We start from the raw sequence: 24,232 nt of genomic DNA, 5'->3' as shown, positions 1-24,232 counted from the left end.
AAGCCTCCAAAACTTATATTTTTGAATTCAATCAAACAATCCACTATTCACCATAGGTAATCTTGTCTTTGCTTCCTTCAAATCCAGCGTTCTTTTCGGACATCTTCTTGAGATATACCCAAATTTGAGAACGATGAGTTCTGAGCAATACAGCAAAGGCGATATAAGCAACAATGGTAATTCCGATCCAAATTGGGCTTTGACTGATCCATGCAGCAAAGATCAAAGCATTCAATGGACGAGCCATCAAGTTGAAACTAGTGATTAAAACAATACCAGCTGGAATTGCAACACCATAATGTGAAATGGCCCCGGTATAGATGGTACCAAGCCAGCTGCTTGCGTACAGACCCATGCTGAACCAAACAATACCATTGCAGATTACTTTCAAAATATTTCCACGGGTAACAGCAACAATTGATTCAACCATGAATGGAATTGAAATCAAATCGACAACTGGCAAGGTCTTGTTTCCAGGAAGTAAGAATGCAATCACAACCATAATAGGGATCAGCAAAACTCCGGAAATAATTGTGGCTGGTTCACCATAACCAACACCATCATCAACAGCAAGGAACCAACGCTTCTTGTCGTGAATGGCTTCTTCTTCCTCTTCTTCTTCAGACTTGGTGCTGATCTTACGACGCTTGTCAATTTCTTCGGCAAGTGGTGAGAACGCCTTGGCAAAGACACCAGTTACGAGTGGGAATATAGTCATAACAGCAGCAAGCTGAATAGCAAAGGTTAAAATTTGACCCCATGCAGCTAATGTTCCCAACTTACCTAAATTACCAAGAACACCAATGATGACACCAAGAATTGCACCTAAAGTAGTTGGCTCACCGAATGCTCCGAGCTTGTTCTTGAAGTATTCAGGTGTCATCTTAACTTTATTCAAGCCAAGTAAATTCCAGAGTGGATCCAAAAGGATAGCTGGAACGGCTTGTTCCATATTATGGATGGAACAAACAGTGGCATTTTTAACACCATAGTAGCTTGACCAGCGATCAGCCTGCATTTCTGCAATAACCAATGTGTAGAGAAGCATAAATGATGACAGTGCCAATGAAAGCCAGAAATTATGAGTTACATAGAAACAAAGAGTTCCCCAAATCATAAATCCAAAGTTATTCCATAGGTTTGATGGCATAAAGATCTTTGTAATTCCGGTGAAAAATAATACCAATTCCAAAATAAGACCGAATACGAAGAAACTTAAACCAACAGTTGACCCAAAGGAAGCCAACGAACCTGCCTGCCAGCCGATATCAACAATTGGCAGGTGAATACCAGTTCCGTCAACCATCTGCTTAATAATCTTGGTAACAACTGGAGTAAATGAAGAAATAATCCAAGTAAATCCTGTTAATCCAACACCTGCGTAGAAGGCACTCATCATTGCGGTTCGGACACGAACTCTTAGAAATAGGGCAACGATGAAAATCATGACTGGAACAACTACGCTGGCGCCAAATGTTTGGAAAATATCATTAAATGTTTGTAACATATTTTATCTTCCCTTCCAAACGTATTAGCAAACGCTTACAAACGCGATATAAAACTGAGCCTTTAATCGTTAATTCAATGCTTTAATTTCGTCCAAGTCATGCTCAATTTCGGCAGATGGAGTAAAATATTCAAAACCATACTCTTCAACATTAAACTTACTAATCAAAGACTTAATATCAATCTCACCTTTATCCAAAGAAACAGCAGATTTATTACTGCCAGATCCCGCTTTATTCTTAAGATGAAGATACTTTGTAACAGAAGCAAGCTTTTGTGCGGCTGTGTCGGGTTCTGATTCGGTCCAATACCAGTTTGCAGTATCGAAACAAAATCCAATCGGCAGCTTAGACTGATCAACCAGCTTGAAAAAACTGACAATATTATCTAATTGACTGTCTTCAAGTGTCTGGTTGTTTTCAACATTGAATTCGAACTCACCATTAGTGGAAAGCTTCTTGCTCAAGTCATCAGCAAATGTTGAAGAAATATCAGCAACATTACCAACATTCATCTTCAAATGTTTTGACCCAAGCGTCTGCATTTCACGGATATATCGATCAATATCAGGATTAACCTGCCCATTTTTGACGAGCGCGTCGTTAACACTGTAATAAATACCAATTCCAGCATCATTCGCTTTATCTTTAATCTGTTCCAATTCGGTATTCGTTCCATCGAGAAATTCGTTCCGGATTTCCACAAAATTAAATCCCAAATCCTTTGCCTTCGCAACCAAATCAGCTTGGGATACCCCCTCATCCAACTTGTCTTTAAAGGCAATTGTATTCAATATATAATGGTTCAAATTCACACCTCCCCATGGTTGATAAATCAGGTTGACCGTTTAACCATTTGGTACAATGGCGATTTCACAAAGTCCTTAAATGTCAGGATTAGTCAAACCAAACATATAAAAATGTAGTTAATCGGTTAACTTAATTTTCAACACCATTGTATGCGATTTCATTAACAAAGTCAACGAATTAGTTTACTTTTTTTATTCTCAGAAATTCTTATAAATGTGGTTTTTATGCAAGGTATAACGTCAACATTGAAGCTTCACTTAGATTTACACTCATCTAATTTTAATGTAGACTAAAGATTACTTAAAATGAAGGGGGTCATCATCAAATGAAGAATGGTACGCACATTGTTAAGCTCGATAACGGTTACAGTTTATGGACACATACTTGGAATTCCGGAGGACAGGATCAAATGCTATGCCTCCATGGTGGGCCTGGAGATACCCACGAAGTATATGAACAATTTGGATCAGAACTCAAAGATATGGATATAGAAGTCAACACCTATGATCAGCTTGGATCTTGGTATTCTGACACACCAGACTGGGATGATCCATCAATCCGCGAAAAGTTTATGAACGAAGATTATTATGTGAACGAAATCGATGAGGTCCGTCAAAAATTAGGACTTGATAAGATTTACCTCGCAGGTCACTCCTGGGGTGGCATGATCTCAATGATGTATGCCAGGAAGCATCCCGAGCACTTAAAAGGACTGATCATCATTAGCATGATCGACAATATTGCCGATTATGTTGAAAGGATGAAAGATATTCGGCAGAAAGAATTCACGCCTGCTCAGATTGCTTATATGAATGACATTGAAGAACGTGAAGAATTCTCCGATCCTACCTACCGAAAATACATCGATCACCTGTACAACAATTACATTCACCGACGTCAGCCGGCTGCTCAAGCGCATGTGACAGATATTCAATCCAAACCAGTTTATAACCACTTCCAAGGTGATAACGAGTTTGTCATCACCGGTGACCTTGGGAACTGGGACTATTCAGAAGAAATAAAGAAAATCAATGTTCCTACTCAATTATTATTTGCAGATCATGAAACCATGCCATTACAAGCCGCCAAACGAATGGCTAAAGACTTTCCCTATGCTCGTTTATCCGTAACACCGGATGGTGGCCACAACCACATGGTTGATAATCCTGATGTCTTCTTTACCAACCTCAAAAATTATTTTAAAGATGTTCGAGCTGGAAAATTTTAATTAATAAGGAGCCCAGAATATATGGAAAAAGACAGTACAAATTCAACTTCAACGTTATCTGACTTCGGCTATCAGCAGCAACTAGAACGTTCCCTCACTTTGAAAGACTTGATCATTTATGGATTAATCTTTATGGTGCCAATTGCCCCATTTGGTATTTATGGTTCAGTTGTTTCTTCATCACAAGGAATGATTGCATTAACTTACTTGATCGGCATGATTGCCATGTTCTTTACAGCTATTAGTTATGGTCAAATGTCACAAGCTTTCCCAATTGCCGGATCTGTTTATGCATATGCCCAGCGTGGAATCAACAAAAGTGTTGGGTTCTTGGCAGGATGGATGATCATTCTTGATTACATCTTTGTTCCATCCCTACTATATGTAATTTCAGCAAACTCTATAAAGTCACTACTGCCGGGAATTCCCGTTTGGATTTGGCTGGTACTGTTCATTGCAATGAATACAATTATTAATGTTCTTGGAATTGAGTTCACTGCTCGGACAAATATTGTTTTCTTGGTCGGTGAAATCCTGGTTCTAATCATTTTCATGGCATTTGGATTATGGGGTATTACCCATGGCGTTGGTGCTGGGTTTACCATCAAACCATTCTTCGATGCTTCACATTTTAATATGAACTTTGTCTTAACTGCAGTTTCAGTTGCTGTGCTGAGTTTCTTGGGATTTGATGGCATCAGTACCTTGGCTGAAGAAACCAAAGGTGGTAATAAAACCGTTGGAAGAGCAATCCTGTGGGCACTTATGATTGTTGGCGTGTTATTCATTGCTCAAACATACATTGCCAGCTTAATTATGCCGGATTACAATTCCTTCAAAGATTTGAATACCGCCTTTTATGAAATTGCCTTTAAAGTCGGTGGGTCTTTCCTACAATACTTGACGACGATCGCAACCATTCTGGCTTGGGGAATCGCCAATGCTTTAGCAGCCCAAGCTGCTATTTCAAGAATTCTCTTTGGAATGGCCAGAGACAAAACATTGCCACAGATATTGGCTAAGGTTCATCCTAAATTCAAGACGCCATATATCAGCACTTACTTAGTTGGCATTATTTCATTAATTGTCGGCCTGATCTTTATGGATAACGTTGGTGTACTTTCATCAATCGTTAATTGTGGAGCATTAACCGCATTCCTTGTTATTCATATTTCAGTGGTTTATTACTATGTCATCAAGAATGGATCACATCATTTTTGGAAACACCTGGTTTCTCCAATTATTGGCTTTATCATCATTGGATTCGTTATGTTCAATCTCGATCCACTTGCCAAGGAAATTGGTATTGCGTGGTTGATAATTGGAATTGTTTATTATGCAATTCTTCGAATGACACAAAGAAATACCAGTTTAGATCTTTAGTTTTACACATTTGGAAAAAGTGGGCAGCCGTAAATGGCTGCCCACTTTTTTTCACAAGCCCCTATACAAAATTTCTGTAAGCGCTTAGAATAATACCCAACGACCGTCTCTAAGTATTTGTGAAAGGGGTATTCACATTGAGGGAACACAAATTATTTTCTAGATTTTCCAAGCTCTTATTATCATTCTTTGCCGCGATAACATTCTTCACTTTATCCAGCAATAATTCCAGTCAGCCTATATCAGCCGACACAACGCCCACTGCGGTAATAAATGCAGCTAATCAGACTGACAAAATTACCGATCAACAGTATCGAAATGCCAGTGCGACACAACTCGCCGCGATGGTTCGGAGTGGTCAGGTCACCCCGCAGGAACTGATTCGCCACGCATTTAACATCATCGGCCAAGATAATCCATCTCTAAATGCCGTGATATATACACGTGAACAACAGGCATTGGATGAAGCTGGGCAGTTAAAAGATACCGGTCAACCGTTCTATGGTGTGCCAATCCTAACAAAAGGATTATTACAGTTGATTGCCGGGGGGTCCCAACACCAATGGCCTTTTACCTCTAAAAGACGCCACAATATCTTCTACCTTACGGGTAACACAGGCCTTCCAAAATGCTGGGTTCATTGTAATTGGGTTGACCAACTACCCAGAAATGGGATTGATCAACGTCACCACCTCCAAGCTTTACGGCGCCGCCAGCAACCCGTGGAATAAGAATGACAATCCTGGGGGCTCTTCAGGCGGAGCAGCTGCCAGTGCAGCCGATGGTATGGTTCCTTTAGCAGGAGGGAATGATGCCGGTGGGTCCATTAGAATTCCGGCGTCTTGGACTGGACTAATCGGTTTGAAGCCAACTCAAGGAATTATTACTGGTGATGGTAGCTCTATTGGTGCTGTTAATTTCGCTGAAACCAAAACAATGCAGGATACAAATTCATTGTTTGAGAGCATGCTTAATCCTTCAAAGGCCAGTCAAGTGCCGGCAGCACCAACTGACCTCAAGGGTATGACAATTGCTTACACCACTAAATCACCGGTCGGAACTCCCGTTAGTGACGATGCCGTTCAAGCAGTTCAAAATGCCGTTTCATTCTTGAAATCACAGGGATTCAACATGGTCGAAGTTGATTCTCCGGTTGATGGCGTCAAACTTATGCAGACATACTTCATGAGTGCCACCAGCAGCGGTTCAACCGCTAACTTCTTGATCAATCAAAAGACTAAATCAAATATGACATTTGATCAGGTAAGCCCGGTCACATGGGCACTCTACCAAGCCTCCCTAAAGTTACCAGCCAATGCCAGAACAACATATACAAATGAACTAGCTTTAATTGATCAACAGATGACCGCATTCCATCAAAAGTATCCACTCTATCTGACACCAACCACAGCAACCACTGCTCCAAGTAATGATGATCCTGCTTTTCTGCCAGAATATGTGGATCAACTTAAAAATATCGGTAGCCTAGATAGTCCGCAGCAATTGCAGTTAATCTATGATGCCTGGCTACATGGCCTTACAAAAACGCCATTTACGCAACTTGCTAACTTTGCCGGTGAACCGGCAATTAGCTTACCAACTTATGTCAGCCCTTCTTCTGGGATGCCATTAGGAATTCAGCTGGAGGCTGGCAAGAATCAAGATCGACTATTGTTGAAGATGGGAGATTTATTTGAGTCTCATGGTTTATTTAAAGAATTAAGTCATCAGACACCAACACCGACTCCCACCCCAACGCCAGTCAATCCAACCCCCAACACTCCAAGTTCTAGTTCTTCAAGTGCCATCAGCGTTTCGACTTCTTCATCTACACCAAAGTCCCCTGTTACACCAAACTATGCATCCACACAGCCATTTATTGCCTACACGCTGAAAAAAGTCTATCTATACAATCAGCCAACTTTGCTAAAAATGGTCGGATTGCGGTTTATCGCAAAACATCTCGCCAGAATCGACCAATGTTCAAAGTGACTGGATATGTCAGAGATAGCAATGGTCGCTTGCGATACAGGGTTCGTGATATTAATAAGCACACGAAAAGCTATGGCGCAGTTGGCTATCTGACAACCAACGTCAAATATGTGCAAAATGCTTACTATCAATCAAAATACTTGAGAATTAAGGTCATTAACTCTAAAGGTCTAAATGAATACCGCAACAAGAATCTTTCCGGTAAAGTTAAGCATGATAAGAAGGGATCCACTCTGCGAGTTAAAAAACTTGTTGGACACAATTTGAGTACGCGATTTGTCCTGCAGAATGGTCACTTTGTAAGTGCGAATAAGAAACTTGTTGTTAAGGAGTAATTTATTCAAATACATTAACTAGGCATTAAACTCAAAATATATTTACAGCGGAAACATTTATGGAAAGGAAAATATTATGAAAAATGATCTTATTTTGTCCATTGAAAACTATCTAAAGTCCGATGACGATCAAGCGTTCCAGATTGACGGCCCCTGGGGAAGTGGAAAAACATTTTATGCGCAACACATGCTAAACAAAACTTTTTCAAAAAATAACTACAACCCCGTTTATTTGTCTTTGAATGGAATTTCATCACTTGATAACATTAAAAAGGAGTTAAATCGAAAGGTATTGAATGTATTTTATGAGAAAAGCACAGAGATCAACACTGTAACCCCAAAAATCAATTCGTTTTTTAATATGCTCGATGAGGCCAACATCCCAAATGGTTTATTAGGAGCGAAGGTCGGTAGCCTTTTTAAAGTAACCAACTTGTATATGGAAAAAAACCAAAAAGAAATATTAACGTCAACTGAATTTCATAATTTTGTTATTATCATTGATGAACTAGAAAGATTTGGAAACGCCAAACAAATTATTCCTGTAATGGGATATATTGCTACTATCCAAAACGAATGGAAATGCAAATTCGTAATTATTTCTAATGAGGATAGTCTTAAAGGTTCCCACCAGTTTAAAAAATTTCAAACCAGCAAGGAGAAAGTCATCAATAAAAGCTGGTATTTTGGAGAGGAAACAAAGACAACTGCCCTGCAGATGATAACAAAGTTCACTCATGAAGATGGGTTGGACGATAGTTTAAATAACTGGATCAGAACAATCTCTGCCGAATTATTAGATTTACCAGAGAACATTAATTTGAGGACACTAAAAAGCGCTTTGAGTTCTTATTCTGAAATTATTAATAAGGTTCATAATATGAATCTAGATCAAAAGCTATTAATGCAAATATTGAAAACTAGCTACGTTTCAGTTTTTATTATCACTGATACTATCAAAAGAAACTCAATAAGTAGGATAGAATCTTTCAACTTACTGCTAAGGCGTACTTCAGGACAAATTCAATTCAACAAAGGTTCGTTGTTATCGGCAGCAAAAAACGATCCCAATATGGAACCCGAAGATATTTCTTACTTGATCGAAACATATCATCAAGGCGTTCATGGCTTTGACACAAGTATGTTGTACTTACAATCAATCATTGATGTTGTTCTTCATGATCAGCTAAATGCTAACTCGTTAATTAATGATATACGAACTGTTCTTTTCCCCAAAAAGTCAGCTTATCGTCGACTCATGGATCAAACGATAGACTTCCGAGAAATGTCTGAACAGTCTTTTAGTAATCTGCAGCAAGAGATGGTTACCTTGGCACTGAAAAAAGACACCAAATATGCTGAGATTTTAGGAATATATGCAAACCTTAAATACTTTGACGGAATTGGACTTTTGTTGATTAAGAAAGTTCCATTTAATAAACTGAAATCCACCATTCTAGATAAAATTAATCACTTCAGCATACAACAAGTCCAATCAGACGGTTACTTCTCCTTGGATAGTATAAACAACCAACAGTTAAGAAAGACTTTAAAGCTTGCCCTTGATGATCGAATGAAAGAAGTTGATTTAGGAAGAGATAAGGAAGAAATTCAAAATCTTTTGAACTTTAAGCCACAAGCTTTCAAAGAAATGGGACAATACTTTCAAAACAACAGTTTTTTTAAGATTCTCATAGATACCAACACAATAGATAACGTTCTATCTCATAACAATACAGGATTTAAAGGAATCCAAGGTTATCTCACTGAAGAAATTCTTCGAATAAAGAATGCATCGAATTTTCATGAACACGAGATTCCTTATGGAAAACAGTTCTTATCTAATCTGAATGAATCTTATCCAAAAATTGACGATAAAATTACCAAGTTTAATTTCCATGAACTAATTGAGACAACAAGCCAAGTTATTAAACATCTTACTGTCAAGTAATATTTTTGCTCATCGCAATTCCAGAATTGCCATCTAATCACGTTTGAATCAAAACAACGGTTCATTGGAAATCAAAACTTCCCATGAACCGTTATTTTATATACACTTTTAAATTAATCACTTAAGCCAGAACTTGATCCGACAAGATCCTGTCCAATTGCTCCTTAAACACCCGAGCATTTTCAGTGACCTTCTCAAAATCCCCATGAGCAGCAGGACCAACCATTTGACCGCCAACGCCCACAATCTTAGCGCCTTTATCAAACCACTCGGGTAGGTTGGCCAGTGTGACACCACCGGTCACCATAATCTTAACTTGTGGGAATGGGCCGTGTAATTCGGAAACCATGCTGCTTCCCACGATTGATCCTGGGAACAGCTTCACGATTTCGGACCCAAATGTCAGGGCATTTTGAATATCAGTTGGTGTCATGCAGCCTGGAATGTAAGGAATGGTGTATAGATTACACATCTTGGCCACTTCTTCGGAGAATGACGGACTGACAATGTAGCGAGCGCCTGCAATGATTGCAATTCGCGCTGTTGGGGCATCGAGCACTGTTCCGGCTCCGATCAAGACGTTCTCATCATCAGCATATTCTTCATTCAACTTTCCAATTACTTGGTCCGCGTTGGGCGCGGTGAAGGCGAGTTCGATGCTACTGACACCGCCTTTGATACAAGCTTTTGCTGTTTGATAGGCTTCTTCCTTGGAATTCCCACGGACAACCGCAACGATTCCTGAATTTTGAACTTGGGTAAGGACTTTAGACTTCTCTAACATAGCTTTGCACTTCTCTTTCTTCTGAAACTCCATGCGATACATAGAATTTTGCTAATTGTTCTTTAGTTGGATAACCATCATTGTCGCCAGGCGTCTGCACCTGCATCGCACCAATGGCATTTCCCCTCAAAGCACCGTCATCAATGGACTTCCCCTCTAGAAGTGCCGTTACGACGCCTAACGCAAATCCATCGCCGGCGCCAACTGTGTCGACGACCTTATCAACCTTGAAACCATTCACCATATTTGTATGACCATCCCTAGTCTTCACGAATGATCCTTTGGCACCAACCTTCACAATAACTGCCTTGGCACGACCATTATTCAAGTAATAATCGGCAATTTTATCAGGATCGTCAGTCCCAAGCAGGACTTCCCCCTCGTGAACACCGGGCAGGACAATATCGGCCATTTTGGCAAAACTGTTAATCGTTTCGACCATTGTCTGCTTATCCGGCCACAATGCCGGCCGCAGATTGGTATCGAATGAAATAAATACATTGTTATCAATCAACTTTTGAAGAAACAGTCTGAACGTGTCCTGAGCTTCTGTTGAAATGGCTGGAAAAATTCCAGTTAGATGAGCAATTTTGACGTCAGACAAGTCAATATCACTAAGCTTGTCAAATGACAGATGGCTCGCCGCAGAATCTTTCCGATAGTTGGCAACATCCGGATCCCCGTGTGCTACCAACTGCTTAAACTGGTGGCCGGTCAGATACTGATCACTTTGAAAAACGTAATCGGTTCCAATCCCATAGCCGTCAATCTCTTCTTTGATATACTCACCCAGCGGTTCCGCACCAACCTGAGTAATGTATTGAACCGAATGACCCAGTCGTTTAGCCCCAATTGCAACATTCAGCTCGGCTCCCCCAATTCGTTTAACAAACCGAGTTGAATGGGCAATTGATGCGTCACAATCTTCTGATGCGAAAACAGCAAGCGGCTCCCCAATTGTAATTAGTTCACTCATACTTAGTCTTCCCTTCTTAACAGGTAATCGAGATCATTAACGGACCAGATAGCCGCCATCAACTGGAATAATCGCACCATTGATGTAATTTGCGGCATTACTTGCCAGATACACTGAAATTCCCATTAATTCGTAAGGTTCGCCCCAATGACCGGCAGCGATTCGGCCAAGAATTTCATCATTTCGTGACTTGTCGGCTCTGATTGGTGCGGTGTTGGCAGTCTTGATATAACCAGGCGCAATTGCATTAACCTGGACATTGTATGCGGCCATTTCACTGGCAAATGCTTTTGTCAGGCCGGCAACCCCATGCTTAGCGGCAGTATATGAAGGAATGAATTTCCCACCTTGGAATGAAAGCATTGAACCGATATTGATAATTTTGCCTGATTTTTGTTTGGCAAATTCTTTGGATGCAGCCAATGACAAGTGATAAACAGCTGAAAGATTGATCGCAATAACCTTATCCCAATCAGCATCCTTGGATTCAAGAAGCGGGTTCCGCTTAATCATCCCGGCGTTGTTAATCAAAATATCAATGTGACCAAAGATCTTCATGGCTTCGGCAATTACTTTTGGTGCAATGCCTTCTTCAGTCAAATCAACATCCATAAATTCAGCTTTCCGCCCACGGGCTTCAACAAGTTCACGGGTTGTATCCCAGCCTTCATGGCCAAAAGTTGGAATGAAGACGTCAGCGCCGGCTTCTGCCATTGCTACCGCATATCCCTGTCCTAATCCAGTGTTCCCACCGGTAATGATGGCAACTTTGCCTTTTAAGCTGTACCAATCCATCTTGAATTGGTTAAGTGATTCTGCATTGTGTTTGATTTCTTCTTGTGACTGAGCCATTGTGTAAAACCTCCATAGTAAATTCGAGTGACGAGTAAGTGTGTGATTTCCTATTTGGAATTTCCTATTTCCTATTTGTGATTACAGTATATTCAAGATTTTCGAAAATGCAACCGCTTTTTTTAAATTGATGAAGAAAATCACAAGCAAACCCATCACCAAATCCCTACATCACGCAGTTAAACCACTATTCAAAAGAAAATAAAAAAGACGAACTATTTGTTGAGTTCGTCTTCAATATTTGATTTGGCAATGTTTAGATCTTTAACAATTTCAGTCTTATAAGGAGTCGTTAAACGGAATTTGGGAATGCTGATGCTCATTGCGGCAATTGTTTTGCCGGCCTTCTCAATTGGGATGGCGATGCAGTATCCGCCTTCCTCCTGCTCTTCATTATCGATGGCATATCCACGTTTGCGGGTTTTTTCAATATCGTCTTTTAATTCCATTGGATTAGTGATTGTGTGCTTGGTGAATGGTTTCAAGTCGGTTCGCCTCAGATAAGAATCAACTTTCTCATCTGGAAATGTGCTTAAAACCGACTTACCAATTCCAGAACTGTACAGCTCACGGGCCATGCCGATTTTTGATGTCATATAGATGCCTTGATGCTTTGGCTCCAGCTTATTAACATAGACAACCTTATCTCCCTGCGGTACCGCAAGATGAATGGTTTCATCAATCTTGGACTGCAGTCTCTCCAATATAGGAAAGGTCATATCAACAATATCTGTTGTTTGGGTATGAACCAATCCAAATTGAACCAGCTTGGACCCCAAAGAATAGTGTTTGGTTGCCTGGGCTTTTGATACATAGTGTAGATACTCAAGCGTTGTTAATATTTTAGAAACGGTTGGTGCACCAATATTCGTTTCAGTCGATATCTCTTGAATCGACTTTGCCTTGCCATCTGCCAAAGCATCCAATATATCCGATGCTTTGACCAGGACGGTTCCATATAGTTTACGTTCCATCATGTTCTCCCCTTGTATTTCTTATATGGAAACAAGTATATCCTGCTTTTAGCATTTTGTCACGGGAATTGATGATCAATAGCACACATAGATACTCATAAATCGAACTATTTTGAGATCGAACAATCTGGCTGAAAAATATTGTTATCGCTTACAGTGACTGGTATTAAACGTTATTGAAAAAGCCAAAAATTATCCTCCTCAAAAAAATATTTTGTGAATTCTATTGCAATCCTGGTTTGAATATCATATACTCTGTTTGTGATTTTCCTAAATAGAATTTATTATTTCCAAATAAGAATGTCTGGGCGATGATACTAATTCATATTTGCAATTATTGTTCCACGCACATGGCATTCAGATATTAAACGTCACAGCATTCATTATTAGGAGGATAACCATGGGAGTTATTAATTATGTTATGTCCCTCGGGGCCAGCGTCATGATGCCAATCATTTTCTTCATCTTCGGTGTCTTGCTGGGTATGGGACCATCAAAATCGTTAAAATCAGGTTTATCTGTCGGAGTTGGATTTGTTGGATTAAATGTTATCACACAGTTGTTGGCCGATAACTTGGGACCAGCCGTTAACCAAATGGTCAAGATTTACGGGTTGCATTTACATACCCTCGATATTGGCTGGCCTGCTGCTTCTGCCGTTGCTTTTGGAACTCAAGTTGGTGCGATCATCATTCCACTGGGTCTTGGAATCAACATCTTAATGTTATTAACCAAAACAACTCAAACTTTGAACATTGATTTGTGGAACTACTGGCATTTTGCTTTTATCGGATCAATCGTTTCAATCGCAACCAGAAGTTTTCTGTGGGGCGTATTTGCCGCAACTATCACCATCATCGTAACCCTGGTTGGTGCCGATCGTTCACAGAAGAAAGTCGAAGAATTCTATGGTGAAGATTTAAAGGGTGTATCACTTCCCCAGGCATTCTGTGTCAGCTTCATTCCATTTGCCATCGCCGTGAACTGGATTGTTGAACGCATCCCTGGTCTCAACAAAGTTGACTTCGATGCCAAGAAACTTGAAAAACGCTTTGGCCTGTTCGGAGATCCAATCCTGCTCGGTGTGATCATCGGGATCATTCTTGGCCTGCTCGCTAAATACCCAATGGCCAAGACCCTTCAGTTGGGAATCATCTTGAGTGCCGTTATGGTATTGATTCCAAAAATTACCGGTATGTTTATTGAAGGCTTAAACCCAATCTCAACCCGTTCTCAAGAATTAGTCAGCAAGAAATTCAAAGGTCGGACTTTCAACATCGGTATGACTCCGGCATTGGTTATTGGTCACCCAACCACTTTGGTTGTATCACTTCTGTTGGTTCCAACCATTCTGTTCCTGTCAGTGATCGTTCCTGGTAATGAATTCTTACCACTTGCCAGCTTGTCTGGATTGATTTACATCTTCCCGCTGGTTCTTCCATATACCAAAGGAAATGTGTTACGTTCATTCTTAGTTGGTTTGGTCAGCCTGGTTGCCGGTGTCCTTTCAGCAACTGCACTTGCATCAATCTTCACTTCAGCTGTTCGGATGGTTCAATCAAACTTGATCCCAGCCGGAACAACATCAGTTGCAAGTATTGATTTTGCAGCTAGTCCACTGGCATGGATCGTTTATGAATTCACTGCCAACCTGACATTAGTTGGACCAATCGTCATCGCCGTTATTACCTTAGGCCTGATGGTTTGGAACCGGAAAAAGATTGCTGCAAATGACACCAAAGCTGCCGTTAAAGGAACTGCTAAAACGGTGGATGCTCATTCTGAATCACTCAATTAATCAAATGAATTATTAATTCAAAAAGAAGTTCAACCCATACTGGTAATCCAGTGTTGGTTGAACTTCTTTTATCACGTGGTCAAATACATCCATCAATACTTATTCAATTGATTAATCCGCGACAGCAAGTCATCAAATCCCAGCTTAGACAACTGGTCATCATTGTTATTGCTGATATCAAAAGCTTTGTTTTCCAAGTCATTAAAGTCATCAGCCAAATACTTCAGCATCAGAAAAACGGCCAACCGCTCTTTGTTTTGACGTTCGTAATCATCTGTTTCATGGAAATGAATCGTCGACAAAGCTTGATAAGCAAACTTTTCCGGATCAATATGCGTTCTGACATCATTCTTCATTGAAATCCCTCACTTTCATTTAAGTGAATTAACTGGCCACTTTGGCTGTTCGCCAGAAAGGACTCTGACGACTTCGCTTGCGGAATCGACAGCCATTCTGGCCATACACTCAGTGGTATTGGAGGCAATGTGAGGAGTTAAAAGGACATTATCCAATTTGTAGAATTCACTTGTCAGTGGAAGTGGCTCTTCGTTAAACACGTCCAATGCAGCACCACGAATTTCATGGGTTTTCAAAGCTTCTAATAAGTCGTCTTGGTTTACCAATGCCCCACGGCCCAAGTTAATCAGAACAGCAGACTTCTTCATTTTCTTGAAGACATCCTGATCGATTCCCTGCTCGTTTTCAGGGGTAACGGCCATATGAAGCGTTATGACGTCCGAGTTGGCAATCAATGTCTCTTTGTCGACAATTTTGCCATATTCAGCGGACTTGACGAACGGATCATAGATTAAAATGTCCATGTCCAGTGAACTGGCCTTTTTAGCGACCATTTTCCCGATCCGGCCATAGCCCATAATTCCCAAAGTTTTGCCTGCCAGGTCAAAACCCATGTGGGATGACTTATAGCCAAAATCACCTTTTCGCATATTATCAGAAATCGCCGTTAAATTCTTTGAGATGTCCAGAATCTCTGCCAAGGTTGTTTCGGCAACTGTGGCTGCGTTGGCGTTGGGGGTAATTGTGACCCAAACTTGATTTTCTCCCATATAATCTGGATCAACGTTATCAAAACCGACCCCGTGGCGGGCAATGACTTTTAAATTAGGCATTTGCTTAATGGTTTCATTTGGAAATGGTTCAGTCATCAGCACGACTCCATCGACATTTGGAGCCTGTGAAATGATCGTTTTTGCTTGGGTATCCGGTAATTCAACAAGATCCATTCCGTGATTGATCAAATAATCTTTCCCAGCTTGCGATAAGCCTTGTGGTATTGCAACATTTTTTCCCATAATCTTTTCTCCTTATCTTTATCTCAGTAAATATCCGCCGTCAACCGGGATCGTAACCCCGGTAATGTAATTGGATGCCGCGCTTGCTAAAAAGACAACGGTTCCCATCAGCTCGGATGGATCTGCCCAGTGGCCAGCTGGAATGTGGGCCAAAATTTCAGTATTTCGACTTTCATCTTCTTGAAGTGCCTTAGTCATCGGCGTGTCAATGTATCCCGGCGCAATGGCATTCACCTGAATATTATCGGGAGCCAATGCATCCGCATATGCTTTAGTCAAGCCGACAACCCCATGCTTACTGGCAGTGTATGGGAAAATAAACTTCCCAGCTCTAAACGACTGCATCGAACCGATGTTGATGATTTTCCCAGAGCCTTGTTTTGCCATAACTTTGGCAACGGCGTGGGATAAGAAATACAAGGCGTTCAAATTTAGATTGATGACCGCGTTCCAATCTGAATCCTTGAAGTCTTTCCAATTCTCACGGCGCTGCATACCGGCATTGTTGACAAGAATGTCAATTTGGCCGAAATCCGAAAGCGCCTCATTGACAATCTTTTCAGGGGCTCCTTCCGCAGTCACATCAACTTTGATGAACTTAACTTCACCTTTGACGCTCTTTGCGAATTCAGTTGTTTCTTCCCAGCCCCTTTCGTCATAGCTGGCAATTACAATCTTAGCACCGGAAATCAGCATCGCCTTGGTGTAGTTGTATCCCAAACCTGATGCGCCACCGGTAATGATGGCAACCTTGCCGTCGAGACGGAATTTATCTGTATTGAATGGAACTTCTTTACCCATTTTTATGACCTCTTTCATTAAAATTATTCATTAAGCAACTTCGAAATATCACTGTTCAGCATGTTTGTGTCTGCCGGATATTCGAGGGCAATTGGTAAATCAGTTGGAAAGTTCTTGAGAATTTCCTGCCAATCCAATTCCCCTTGAACAAATGACACCGTTTCAGGCTTTTCATCCTGGTTCAGAATGAAACCTTTCAAGTGAATGAACCGGGTATACGGTAATAAGGCATTTGTGGCGGTGACGGCATCCTGATCCGTAAAAATCCAGTTACCCAAGTCGTTAACAAAGCCCACTTTTCGTTCACGCTGGTCAAATTGTTTGAAGAACGAAGCCAACTTGGCCGTGTCACTGTTGCCAGCAGTCTGATCATTCTCAATATTTAGTTGAATACTGCTCGGAATAATAGTTAATAATTCATCGATAAAGTCAGGATTTGCGTCATTGTAATCTCCCAATGTCATCTTGATATATCCGGCTCCCAAACGCTGTGCTTCGGCTACATATTGCAATAGCTTCAAATTAATCTGTTGATTAACAAATAAGTCATCCGGAACTGAATAGAAATAAGTCAGTCGATCACGTTTTCTTAATTCGGATAATTGATCAAGTTCTTTAATTGTGGCATTACCATATTCTCTTCTCAACTCAATATTGTTAATCCCGCTGTTCAACAAATCTTTCACCAGCTGTTCCTGTTTTGAACCAGCATCGTGAGCTGCCTGTGCAACCAAAGTGTTTAATACTAATCTGTTATAATTCATCAAATTGGACCTCCGTTTGTAAGTTTTATGTAATCGATTACCCTTTGACAACATCATACTAATCTAAGTGATTATAAAAGTCAATCCCAATTAATATATACCAAAATTCCTTTATTAATAGGGATTATATAAATAAGGGTATCCGGTCATTCATCAAAAATTTGAAATTTTGTTTGACAATTCACAATATCCCGGGGTATTATGTAATCGATTTCAGTTAATCGTTTACCTAGACAAATAAATGTGTGGAGTGTGGATCAAAATGACAAATATTATTATCGGTGTTCTTCTTTTACTGACATTTGTTGGTTTCATTGCTTTTGTCATGAAGGGTGGAAATATCATGATTGGGTTCCTGATGATGGCAATCCTTTGGACAGTCATTGGCGGAATTCCTTATAAAGACGCAATTACGAACGTGTTCTCACAGCCGGCCCTCAACTATGGATCGACCATCATGGTCATCATTTTTGGATCCTGGTTTGGCCGGGTGCTGGTGGATACCGGCATTGCCAGTGCCATTAGTGAGCAGACCGTCAAAGTCAGCTACAAACGACCAATTATCGCAACAATTCTCATTTGCTTAGTCACTGCTTTTATCTTTACCAGTTCCTATGGTGTGGGGGCAGTTATCGCCATTGAAGTTATTCTCCTGCCAATTCTGCGGTCACTGGGACTTTCAAAGAAGGTCGCAATTACGGCGTTTGTCATGTCCATTGGTGCCCCAATGTACGTCAACATCGTTATCATCAAACAATTGCAGCTGTTCTTCCCTAAAGTGGTTTATGGTGCAAAATACCTTAGCTATGGGTTCAGTGCAATGGCTGTCCAATTGGTGATTGTCATCATCTTTATCTTGATTCATGCAAAATCAATCCATAAAAATGACACTAAAGAAGTCTCCGCTGAAGAAGACAAAAAAGCAACTTCCAACGTTCCCAAGATTGCCTATGTCCTGCCGATTATGCCGGTATTTATGAACCTTGCCTTCCAATGGGAACCGATCCCTGCATTAATGCTGTCGATCTTTTTGGTCTTATTGATTACCGGAAAACTCAAAACCTACAAATCAGCAATGGAACTGATCAACAAAACCATTTCCCAAGCCATTTCAGATATTTCGGGATTAATTATTATGTTACTATTCTTAACCATGTTCAGTGCCGCAGCCGTTAAGGTTACCGGCAGATTCAGTAACATCCTGCAAAGCATTGTTCCCCACAGCCCCATCGTGTTGGCAATTGCTTTTGGAATCCTAGCTCCACTGGCTTTGTTCCGTGGTCCATTGATGGTATGGGGAGCTGGTTCCGCTACAGCGGCCGTTCTTGCCGCCACCGGATTCTTCAATCAATATTTTGCCTTTGCTGCCATCCTGGTCCCCGGTGTATCCATTGCCATCTCAACTTGTATCACCCAATCATGGAATTTGTGGGTCGTTGAACACGAGAAGCTCGACGTTAAGCAATTCCTGATGACCGGCGTTCCGTTCGGCTGGATCACCAGTATTCTGAATCTATTGCTGGCTGCAGTTATGTTTAAGTAGGATGCATTTAACTTAGGAGGAACTGATTTTGAAAGAAAAGTTAATTTTTGGCACTTATTCATCACGAATTTCAAAAGGCATTTACCAAGCTGAATTTGATACAGATTCCGGCATAATGGGGGCGGTTCATTTATCGGCAGAAATTGGTGCCCCAACTTATTTGGCGCTTTCAGATGCAAATGTGATCTATGCCGTTAACCAAGATGGCGATAAAGGCGGTGTTTCTGCCTATGATCTTTCCGGCAATCAGTTAAACAAGCTTGCTGATCACTTGTTTAACGCTTCATCTCCCGTCAACATTACAATCAACGAAGAGCGACAACTCGTTTTTGCCAGCAATTATAATAACGGCTTTGTCCAGATTTTTACAATCATGAGTAACGGTGATCTGAGCCTGGTCGATGAAATTCATAATTTGGGCCAAGGCGTCCTGCCTCAACAAAACACCTCGCATCTGCACTATGCCCAATTATCCCCTGACGACCGGCTTTGTATGACTGATTTGGGTACCGACGAAATCCTGATTTTTGACCTTTCATCCGATGGTCATGTGCTTCAAAAAGCCACGACGTTTCATACTCGACCGGGATTCGGACCAAAAAAGATTACGTTTACCAGTAATGGTGAACATGCCTATGTCTTAGGTGAATTGGCAAACCAGGTGATTCTCTTGAAATACCATCCCCAGAGCGGTGCCTTCGATCAGCTGCAGTCTATTTCGACGCTTCCGGACAATTGGGTAGGAGAAAATGGCTGCGGGGCAATGTACCTGTCTAAAGATGAGAAGTACTTGTACGTATCAAATCGTGGACATAATTCAGTGTCAGTATTCAGTGTTGATGAAACAAATTGTCAATTGGAAATGATTCAAAGCATCTCCAGTGAAGGTGACTTCCCCCGAGAAATCTGTCTCGATCAATCCGAGCGGTACGTGATTGTGGGTAATCAAAAGAGTAACTCAGTCGCCATCTATCAGCGGGACTCCAAAAGCGGCAGATTGACACTTCTATCAATCAATCACGATGTTCCCGAACCAGTCTGTATCATCTGTACCAACGATATCCAGTGACCCAAGATCCCTCGGACTATTCCCTAACATCAAATTATCAGGTACAATTAAGTGATGGAAGTGTGAGGTGGTTAATGTGAAAAAGCGTTTGACAATCAGTGAAATAGCAAAAATGGCTGGGGTTTCCACCGCAACCGTATCGCGATATTTGAACGGCCACTTCGAAAAAATGTCTGATGAAACGCGAATTAAAGTTCAGCAGGTGATCAATGACACCGGCTATCACATCAATCGTCAAGCACAGTCATTAAAAAACCAAACCACACATTTAATTGGAATGGTCGTTGCTGATATTGAGAATATTTTCTCCTCGATTTTATTTAAGGGAGCCGATAAAGTTTTTGAACAGCATGGCTATCAGATATTACTGATGAATTCGGACAACTCTGGCGATCGGGAGCATGAACAACTCCAGCGGCTGCTGGATCTCCAAGTAGACGGCATTATTCTTCAGCCGATTCATCGCGATGCCGCCAGTTACCAATTTATTAAAGACGCAGATACACCAACGGTCATCGTTGATCGGAAAATTACACCACATATCTGGCCGGAAGTGACTACTGATAACTATGGTTATTCTAAAGCGCTGTCGGCATTAACTATTCGGATGGGTTACAAGCGGATCATTACCATCAGCGAACCCTTGGCCGACAATGAAGTGCGAATGGACCGATATCAGGCCGTTCAAGATGCCGCCAAAGGCACTGATGTCATCGTTGACAGTATTGAGATAACCGAAAATACCTCTGATGATTGGATTTATAATCAGATCATGGAAAAATCCGACGCCCTGAAAGCCAAAACGGTTGTCTATGCCCTCAAAGGAACTGTCTTAATGCGCGTCAGAAAGTTGTTGTCAAAGTTCCATATCCTGATTCCAAAGGATATTGGCGTAACTGCATTCGATGATTGGGATTGGGCTCAGCTAATGCAGCCGGAGATCACCACCATTCAACAGAACCCTAAGAAAATGGGACAAAAGTCAGCCGAGCTGTTGATCAACCTCTTTGGCAACCAACCAATTCCAGAAAACCCGGTTCTAGTTGAAAGTGAGCTCAAAATTCGTAACTCTTTAATTGATTAAAACTTTATACTATCAAAAATGGTTCATTGGAAAGGCAAGAGGAGATCCTCAATTGCTTTCCAATGAACCATTTTTTTACTAATCTGTAAATCCTAGTCCAAGCTTTCATCCACAATCGAATCAACAACTTTCTGAATCCCAGCAACCAGCGGGCTATCAGGCTGAATCCCGGTTTCCGCAAACCGATCCTCCCACCACTTGCTCCTGATGGATTGAATAATCGGAATGACTTTTTTGCCTGAATCCGTCAATCCCAAAATAATGGATTTGCCGGTACCAGCTGTTTTAGTGAGATAGCCCAGTTCCTGCATCTTTTTGATTTCACGGGTTGCCAGCCCCTTGTCGATGACCAATGATTTGGCAACCTGATTTTGGTTGATATCTGAATTGTCCTTAATCGTCAGCAAAATACAGGCAGCCGTTGGATTCAGCTTGTGTTCCTTGAATAGCTTGCCGGTATCCTTGTAGTACTGCCGATGCAAAATTGAAATGTCCTGTGCGAGGTAACCAATATCCTTCAATATAATTGTCCTTTCGAGCTTCAAAATACTAGTGTAAGATTAGCATCTTTATGTTGACAAATCAACACGATGACATTATCTTTAGATGTAAGTTGAATTGTCAACATAAAAAATTAAGAGGTGTCAGTGATATGACAGATAAAAAACTCGGTTCACAAGCATTAATCCAATCGATGATTAATCAAGACGTTAAGTACGTCTTCGGAATTCCCGGCGCAAAAGTTGATCAATTATTTGAAGATCTTCAGTATAGCGACCAACCGGATACACCTAAACTTGTCGTTACCCGCCACGAGCAAAATGCCGCCTTTATTGCGGCTGGAATTGGCCGTTTGACTGGCAAGCCCGGTGTTGTGGCAACCACATCAGGCCCCGGTGTTTCCAACCTGGTTACCGCACTGATGACCGCCACTGCCGAAGGTGATCCAGTGGTTGCCTTGGGTGGCCAGGTTCCTCGTGACGACCTTGCTCGTTACACCCACCAAAGCATCCCCAGCAAAGAGCTGATGAGCGTCGCTTCCAAGAGCAGCGTTGAAGTTCAGGATTCCAACAACCTTTCAGAGGCCTTCACCAACGCCTACAGCACCGCCATTTCCGGCAAACCGGGAGCATCATTCATCTCTTTGCCTTCAGACGTTTTAAGTGGTGACGTGACCCGCCCTGAAATGCAGACGCTTCAAGAACCTGAGCAGACGCAAACCTCTGCCAAAACCCTCAATCAAATTGTTGAGATGATCAAAAATGCCAAGCTGCCGGTTATCTTAGCCGGAATGCGGGCATCATCTGAGAATGTGACTAATGCCTTACATCAGCTTTTGGCCAAAGTCTCACTCCCAGTCGTTGAAACTTATCAGGGAGCCGGCGCAATCTCCCATGAATTTGAAGACGATTATTTTGGCCGGGTTGGCCTTTTCAGAAACCAAATTGGTGACACCCTATTAAAGCAAAGCGATTTGGTCATCGCTATCGGCTATGATCCAGTGGAATACGAAGCCCGTAACTGGAACGTTGAACACAATGATCAAATTATCAATATTGATACTGTCGCTCCCGAATTAACCGTTGATTATCAACCGGACATGGTCATCGAATCAGACATTGCCGGAACGCTGGCAGCCTTGACCGAAGCCCTGCCAAAGGGCTATCAGCTGGCTCAATCAGCAGTCGACCAATTGGCCAAGTTACGGGAAGAATTTGACGGCGAGACTGATGTTAATACCAGCGCAAAGCCTGGTACCATGCATCCCCTCGATATCATCAATACCCTTCAAACAAAGGTCGATGATGACACAACCGTCACCGTCGATATCGGAAGTCACTACATTTGGATGGCTCGTCATTTCCGGACTTACCGTCCCCGTCACCTGCTGTTCAGTAACGGCATGCAGACACTGGGTGTTTCATTACCATGGGCGATCGCCGCAAAGCTGGTTCGACCAAATGAAAAAGTTATTTCCGTATCTGGAGACGGTGGTTTCCTATTCTCAGGTCAAGAGCTTGAGACCGCTGTTCGTTTGAAGTTAAACATCGTTCAGCTGATTTGGAACGACGGCTACTATGACATGGTTAAGTTCCAGGAAGAAGCCAAGTACGGCAAGAATGCCGGCGTTAAATTCGGCCCAGTGGATTACGTCAAATATGCAGAAAGTTTTGGTGCCAAAGGCCTCCGAGCAACCAACGCCGATGAACTGGCAGCTGCCCTTGATCAGGCCCAAAAAGAAGATGGTCCGGTTATTATTGACATCCCAGTCGATTACAGTGATAACATTGAACTGAAGTCTGCATTATTGCCAGACATCTTAAACTAGAATTAAAGAAGGCTAATTATGGCAAAATTTACAACTTTATATCAACACGGAACGTTGGCATTATTGGTCCCCGGCTTGTTAAAGGGAACTCTGACCATGGGCGATTTACTCAAACATGGCGATACAGGAATCGGTACCGGTGAAGGTCTCGATGGTGAATTGATCATTTTGGATGGCAAACCCTACCAAGTGAATAGCAAAGGAAACGTAAATGTGGTTCCAAATTCATTTAACATGCCATTCGCAAATATTCATTTCGCCAACTATTCACCATTGGCAGAGTTGGAAGACGTTTCCCAAGACGACTTGGAAAAGCAGGTTCTTTCACTGATGCATGCAAACAACACATTCTTCTCAATCAAGATTACCGGTAGCTTCACAAATGTCAAAACCCGGGCAGTTAAGAAATCCGTACCCCCATTTAAAACACTGGCAGAAACGGCCAAAAATCAGAGTATCTTCACCCGTGATAAGGTTGAAGGCACACTGATCAGCTACTTCTCACCTGAATTATTTGACGGTGCGGCAGTGGCCGGCTTCCACAATCACTTCTTATCTGACGATCGGAAATTTGGCGGCCATCTGCTGGACTTCCATTTGGATAAGGGCGACGTGTCCTACCAGTTGTTCGATACCTTGGAACAGCATCTGCCAGTCAATGACGATGACTATATGAAGCATGACTTTTCGGCCGACAATATCAAGGATGATATTCACAATGCGGAAGGTTAAGCGCCTGCA

The 24,232-nt window shown here is 41.6% G+C and carries 23 protein-coding genes; 12 read left to right on the top strand and 11 right to left on the bottom strand.

Annotation, left to right across the window (positions count from 1 at the left end):
• Window positions 1-43 precede the first annotated feature (43 nt).
• Together FD17_RS06250 and FD17_RS06245 are read right to left on the bottom strand one after the other, a co-directional pair.
• Window positions 44-1,507, bottom strand: a complete 1,464-nt coding sequence (locus FD17_RS06250) for a PTS galactitol transporter subunit IIC (protein WP_057824718.1) — start codon at window positions 1,505-1,507, stop codon at window positions 44-46.
• Window positions 1,508-1,576: 69 nt separating this feature from the next.
• Window positions 1,577-2,314, bottom strand: coding sequence for a sugar phosphate isomerase/epimerase family protein (locus tag FD17_RS06245; protein ID WP_057824715.1), 738 nt, complete (start codon window positions 2,312-2,314; stop codon window positions 1,577-1,579).
• A 326-nt stretch (window positions 2,315-2,640) separates the two neighbouring features.
• Between FD17_RS06245 and FD17_RS06240 the strand changes: the two genes are divergently transcribed.
• The 6 genes from FD17_RS06240 (at window position 2,641) to FD17_RS06215 (ending at window position 9,204) form a co-directional block, all read left to right on the top strand.
• Complete coding sequence (locus FD17_RS06240) at window positions 2,641-3,543, top strand: proline iminopeptidase-family hydrolase (RefSeq protein ID WP_057824713.1); 903 nt, start codon at window positions 2,641-2,643, stop codon at window positions 3,541-3,543.
• A gap of 21 nt (window positions 3,544-3,564) precedes the next feature.
• A complete protein-coding gene (locus FD17_RS06235; protein ID WP_057824711.1) occupies window positions 3,565-4,926 on the top strand; it encodes an APC family permease in 1,362 nt (453 codons plus the stop codon).
• 137 nt (window positions 4,927-5,063) lie between these two features.
• Window positions 5,064-5,657, top strand: coding sequence for a hypothetical protein (locus FD17_RS13425; RefSeq protein WP_057824708.1), 594 nt, complete (start codon window positions 5,064-5,066; stop codon window positions 5,655-5,657).
• A complete protein-coding gene (locus tag FD17_RS06225; protein WP_235803187.1) occupies window positions 5,578-6,918 on the top strand; it encodes an amidase family protein in 1,341 nt (446 codons plus the stop codon). The genes FD17_RS13425 and FD17_RS06225 overlap by 80 nt, the downstream gene beginning before the upstream one ends.
• Complete coding sequence (locus tag FD17_RS06220; protein ID WP_057824704.1) at window positions 6,906-7,253, top strand: DUF5776 domain-containing protein; 348 nt, start codon at window positions 6,906-6,908, stop codon at window positions 7,251-7,253. The genes FD17_RS06225 and FD17_RS06220 overlap by 13 nt, the downstream gene beginning before the upstream one ends.
• Before the next feature lie 76 nt (window positions 7,254-7,329).
• On the top strand, window positions 7,330-9,204 hold the full coding sequence (locus FD17_RS06215) for a P-loop NTPase family protein (RefSeq protein WP_057824702.1): 1,875 nt from the start codon (window positions 7,330-7,332) through the stop codon (window positions 9,202-9,204).
• A 121-nt stretch (window positions 9,205-9,325) separates the two neighbouring features.
• On the opposite strand, the gene FD17_RS06210 is transcribed toward FD17_RS06215, so the two are convergent.
• The 4 genes from FD17_RS06210 to FD17_RS06195 all read right to left on the bottom strand — a co-directional run bounded on the left by FD17_RS06210 (window position 9,326) and on the right by FD17_RS06195 (window position 12,793).
• Window positions 9,326-9,988, bottom strand: coding sequence for a bifunctional 2-keto-4-hydroxyglutarate aldolase/2-keto-3-deoxy-6-phosphogluconate aldolase (locus FD17_RS06210; RefSeq protein ID WP_057824699.1), 663 nt, complete (start codon window positions 9,986-9,988; stop codon window positions 9,326-9,328).
• Window positions 9,972-10,964: a sugar kinase gene (locus FD17_RS06205; RefSeq protein WP_057824697.1), complete on the bottom strand. Its 993-nt coding sequence runs from the start codon at window positions 10,962-10,964 to the stop codon at window positions 9,972-9,974. Before FD17_RS06205 ends, FD17_RS06210 begins: the two co-directional genes overlap by 17 nt.
• A 36-nt stretch (window positions 10,965-11,000) precedes the next feature.
• Window positions 11,001-11,816 (bottom strand): 2-dehydro-3-deoxy-D-gluconate 5-dehydrogenase KduD, encoded by an 816-nt coding sequence (gene kduD, locus FD17_RS06200; protein ID WP_057824695.1) that lies wholly within the window; start codon window positions 11,814-11,816, stop codon window positions 11,001-11,003.
• A gap of 215 nt (window positions 11,817-12,031) precedes the next feature.
• Window positions 12,032-12,793 (bottom strand): IclR family transcriptional regulator, encoded by a 762-nt coding sequence (locus FD17_RS06195; RefSeq protein ID WP_235803186.1) that lies wholly within the window; start codon window positions 12,791-12,793, stop codon window positions 12,032-12,034.
• 397 nt (window positions 12,794-13,190) lie between these two features.
• On the opposite strand from FD17_RS06195, the gene FD17_RS06190 reads away from it, so the two are divergent.
• Complete coding sequence (locus FD17_RS06190; RefSeq protein ID WP_057824692.1) at window positions 13,191-14,588, top strand: PTS galactitol transporter subunit IIC; 1,398 nt, start codon at window positions 13,191-13,193, stop codon at window positions 14,586-14,588.
• Window positions 14,589-14,680: 92 nt separating this feature from the next.
• Here FD17_RS06190 and FD17_RS06185 read toward each other — a convergent pair whose 3' ends face one another.
• Genes FD17_RS06185 through FD17_RS06170 form a run of 4 tightly spaced genes read right to left on the bottom strand, consistent with a single transcriptional unit; the run spans window position 14,681 to window position 17,466 of the window.
• The gene (locus tag FD17_RS06185) at window positions 14,681-14,944 is read right to left on the bottom strand and encodes a hypothetical protein (protein WP_057824689.1); all 264 of its coding nucleotides are present in this window, start codon (window positions 14,942-14,944) and stop codon (window positions 14,681-14,683) included.
• A 15-nt stretch (window positions 14,945-14,959) separates the two neighbouring features.
• Window positions 14,960-15,901, bottom strand: coding sequence for a phosphoglycerate dehydrogenase (locus FD17_RS06180; protein ID WP_057824687.1), 942 nt, complete (start codon window positions 15,899-15,901; stop codon window positions 14,960-14,962).
• Between the two features lie 18 nt (window positions 15,902-15,919).
• Window positions 15,920-16,702 (bottom strand): glucose 1-dehydrogenase, encoded by a 783-nt coding sequence (locus FD17_RS06175; protein ID WP_057824685.1) that lies wholly within the window; start codon window positions 16,700-16,702, stop codon window positions 15,920-15,922.
• Between the two features lie 23 nt (window positions 16,703-16,725).
• Window positions 16,726-17,466: an apurinic/apyrimidinic endonuclease family protein gene (locus FD17_RS06170; protein ID WP_057824683.1), complete on the bottom strand. Its 741-nt coding sequence runs from the start codon at window positions 17,464-17,466 to the stop codon at window positions 16,726-16,728.
• Between the two features lie 262 nt (window positions 17,467-17,728).
• On the opposite strand from FD17_RS06170, the gene FD17_RS06165 reads away from it, so the two are divergent.
• From FD17_RS06165 to FD17_RS06155, 3 genes are all read left to right on the top strand, one after another.
• Window positions 17,729-19,009, top strand: a complete 1,281-nt coding sequence (locus FD17_RS06165) for an SLC13 family permease (protein WP_057824681.1) — start codon at window positions 17,729-17,731, stop codon at window positions 19,007-19,009.
• Window positions 19,010-19,037: 28 nt separating this feature from the next.
• Window positions 19,038-20,078, top strand: coding sequence for a lactonase family protein (locus tag FD17_RS06160; RefSeq protein WP_057824678.1), 1,041 nt, complete (start codon window positions 19,038-19,040; stop codon window positions 20,076-20,078).
• Between the two features lie 76 nt (window positions 20,079-20,154).
• Entirely contained in the window at window positions 20,155-21,162 is a 1,008-nt protein-coding gene (locus FD17_RS06155; RefSeq protein WP_235803185.1) for a LacI family DNA-binding transcriptional regulator, read from the top strand.
• Window positions 21,163-21,254: 92 nt separating this feature from the next.
• On the opposite strand, the gene FD17_RS06150 is transcribed toward FD17_RS06155, so the two are convergent.
• Window positions 21,255-21,683 carry a MarR family winged helix-turn-helix transcriptional regulator gene (locus FD17_RS06150; protein ID WP_164479010.1) on the bottom strand — a complete coding sequence of 143 codons (429 nt, stop codon included), beginning with the start codon at window positions 21,681-21,683 and terminating at the stop codon, window positions 21,255-21,257.
• Window positions 21,684-21,814: 131 nt separating this feature from the next.
• On the opposite strand from FD17_RS06150, the gene alsS reads away from it, so the two are divergent.
• Both alsS and budA read left to right on the top strand, forming a co-directional pair.
• Window positions 21,815-23,491: an acetolactate synthase AlsS gene (alsS, locus tag FD17_RS06145; protein ID WP_057824674.1), complete on the top strand. Its 1,677-nt coding sequence runs from the start codon at window positions 21,815-21,817 to the stop codon at window positions 23,489-23,491.
• Window positions 23,492-23,509: 18 nt separating this feature from the next.
• Window positions 23,510-24,223, top strand: a complete 714-nt coding sequence (gene budA / locus FD17_RS06140; protein ID WP_057824671.1) for an acetolactate decarboxylase — start codon at window positions 23,510-23,512, stop codon at window positions 24,221-24,223.
• Window positions 24,224-24,232 lie beyond the last annotated feature (9 nt).

Origin of the sequence: Lentilactobacillus sunkii DSM 19904 (assembly GCF_001435575.1) — a bacterium.
Lineage (GTDB): Bacteria > Bacillota > Bacilli > Lactobacillales > Lactobacillaceae > Lentilactobacillus > Lentilactobacillus sunkii.
This window is presented reverse-complemented; position numbering and strand designations above follow the sequence as displayed.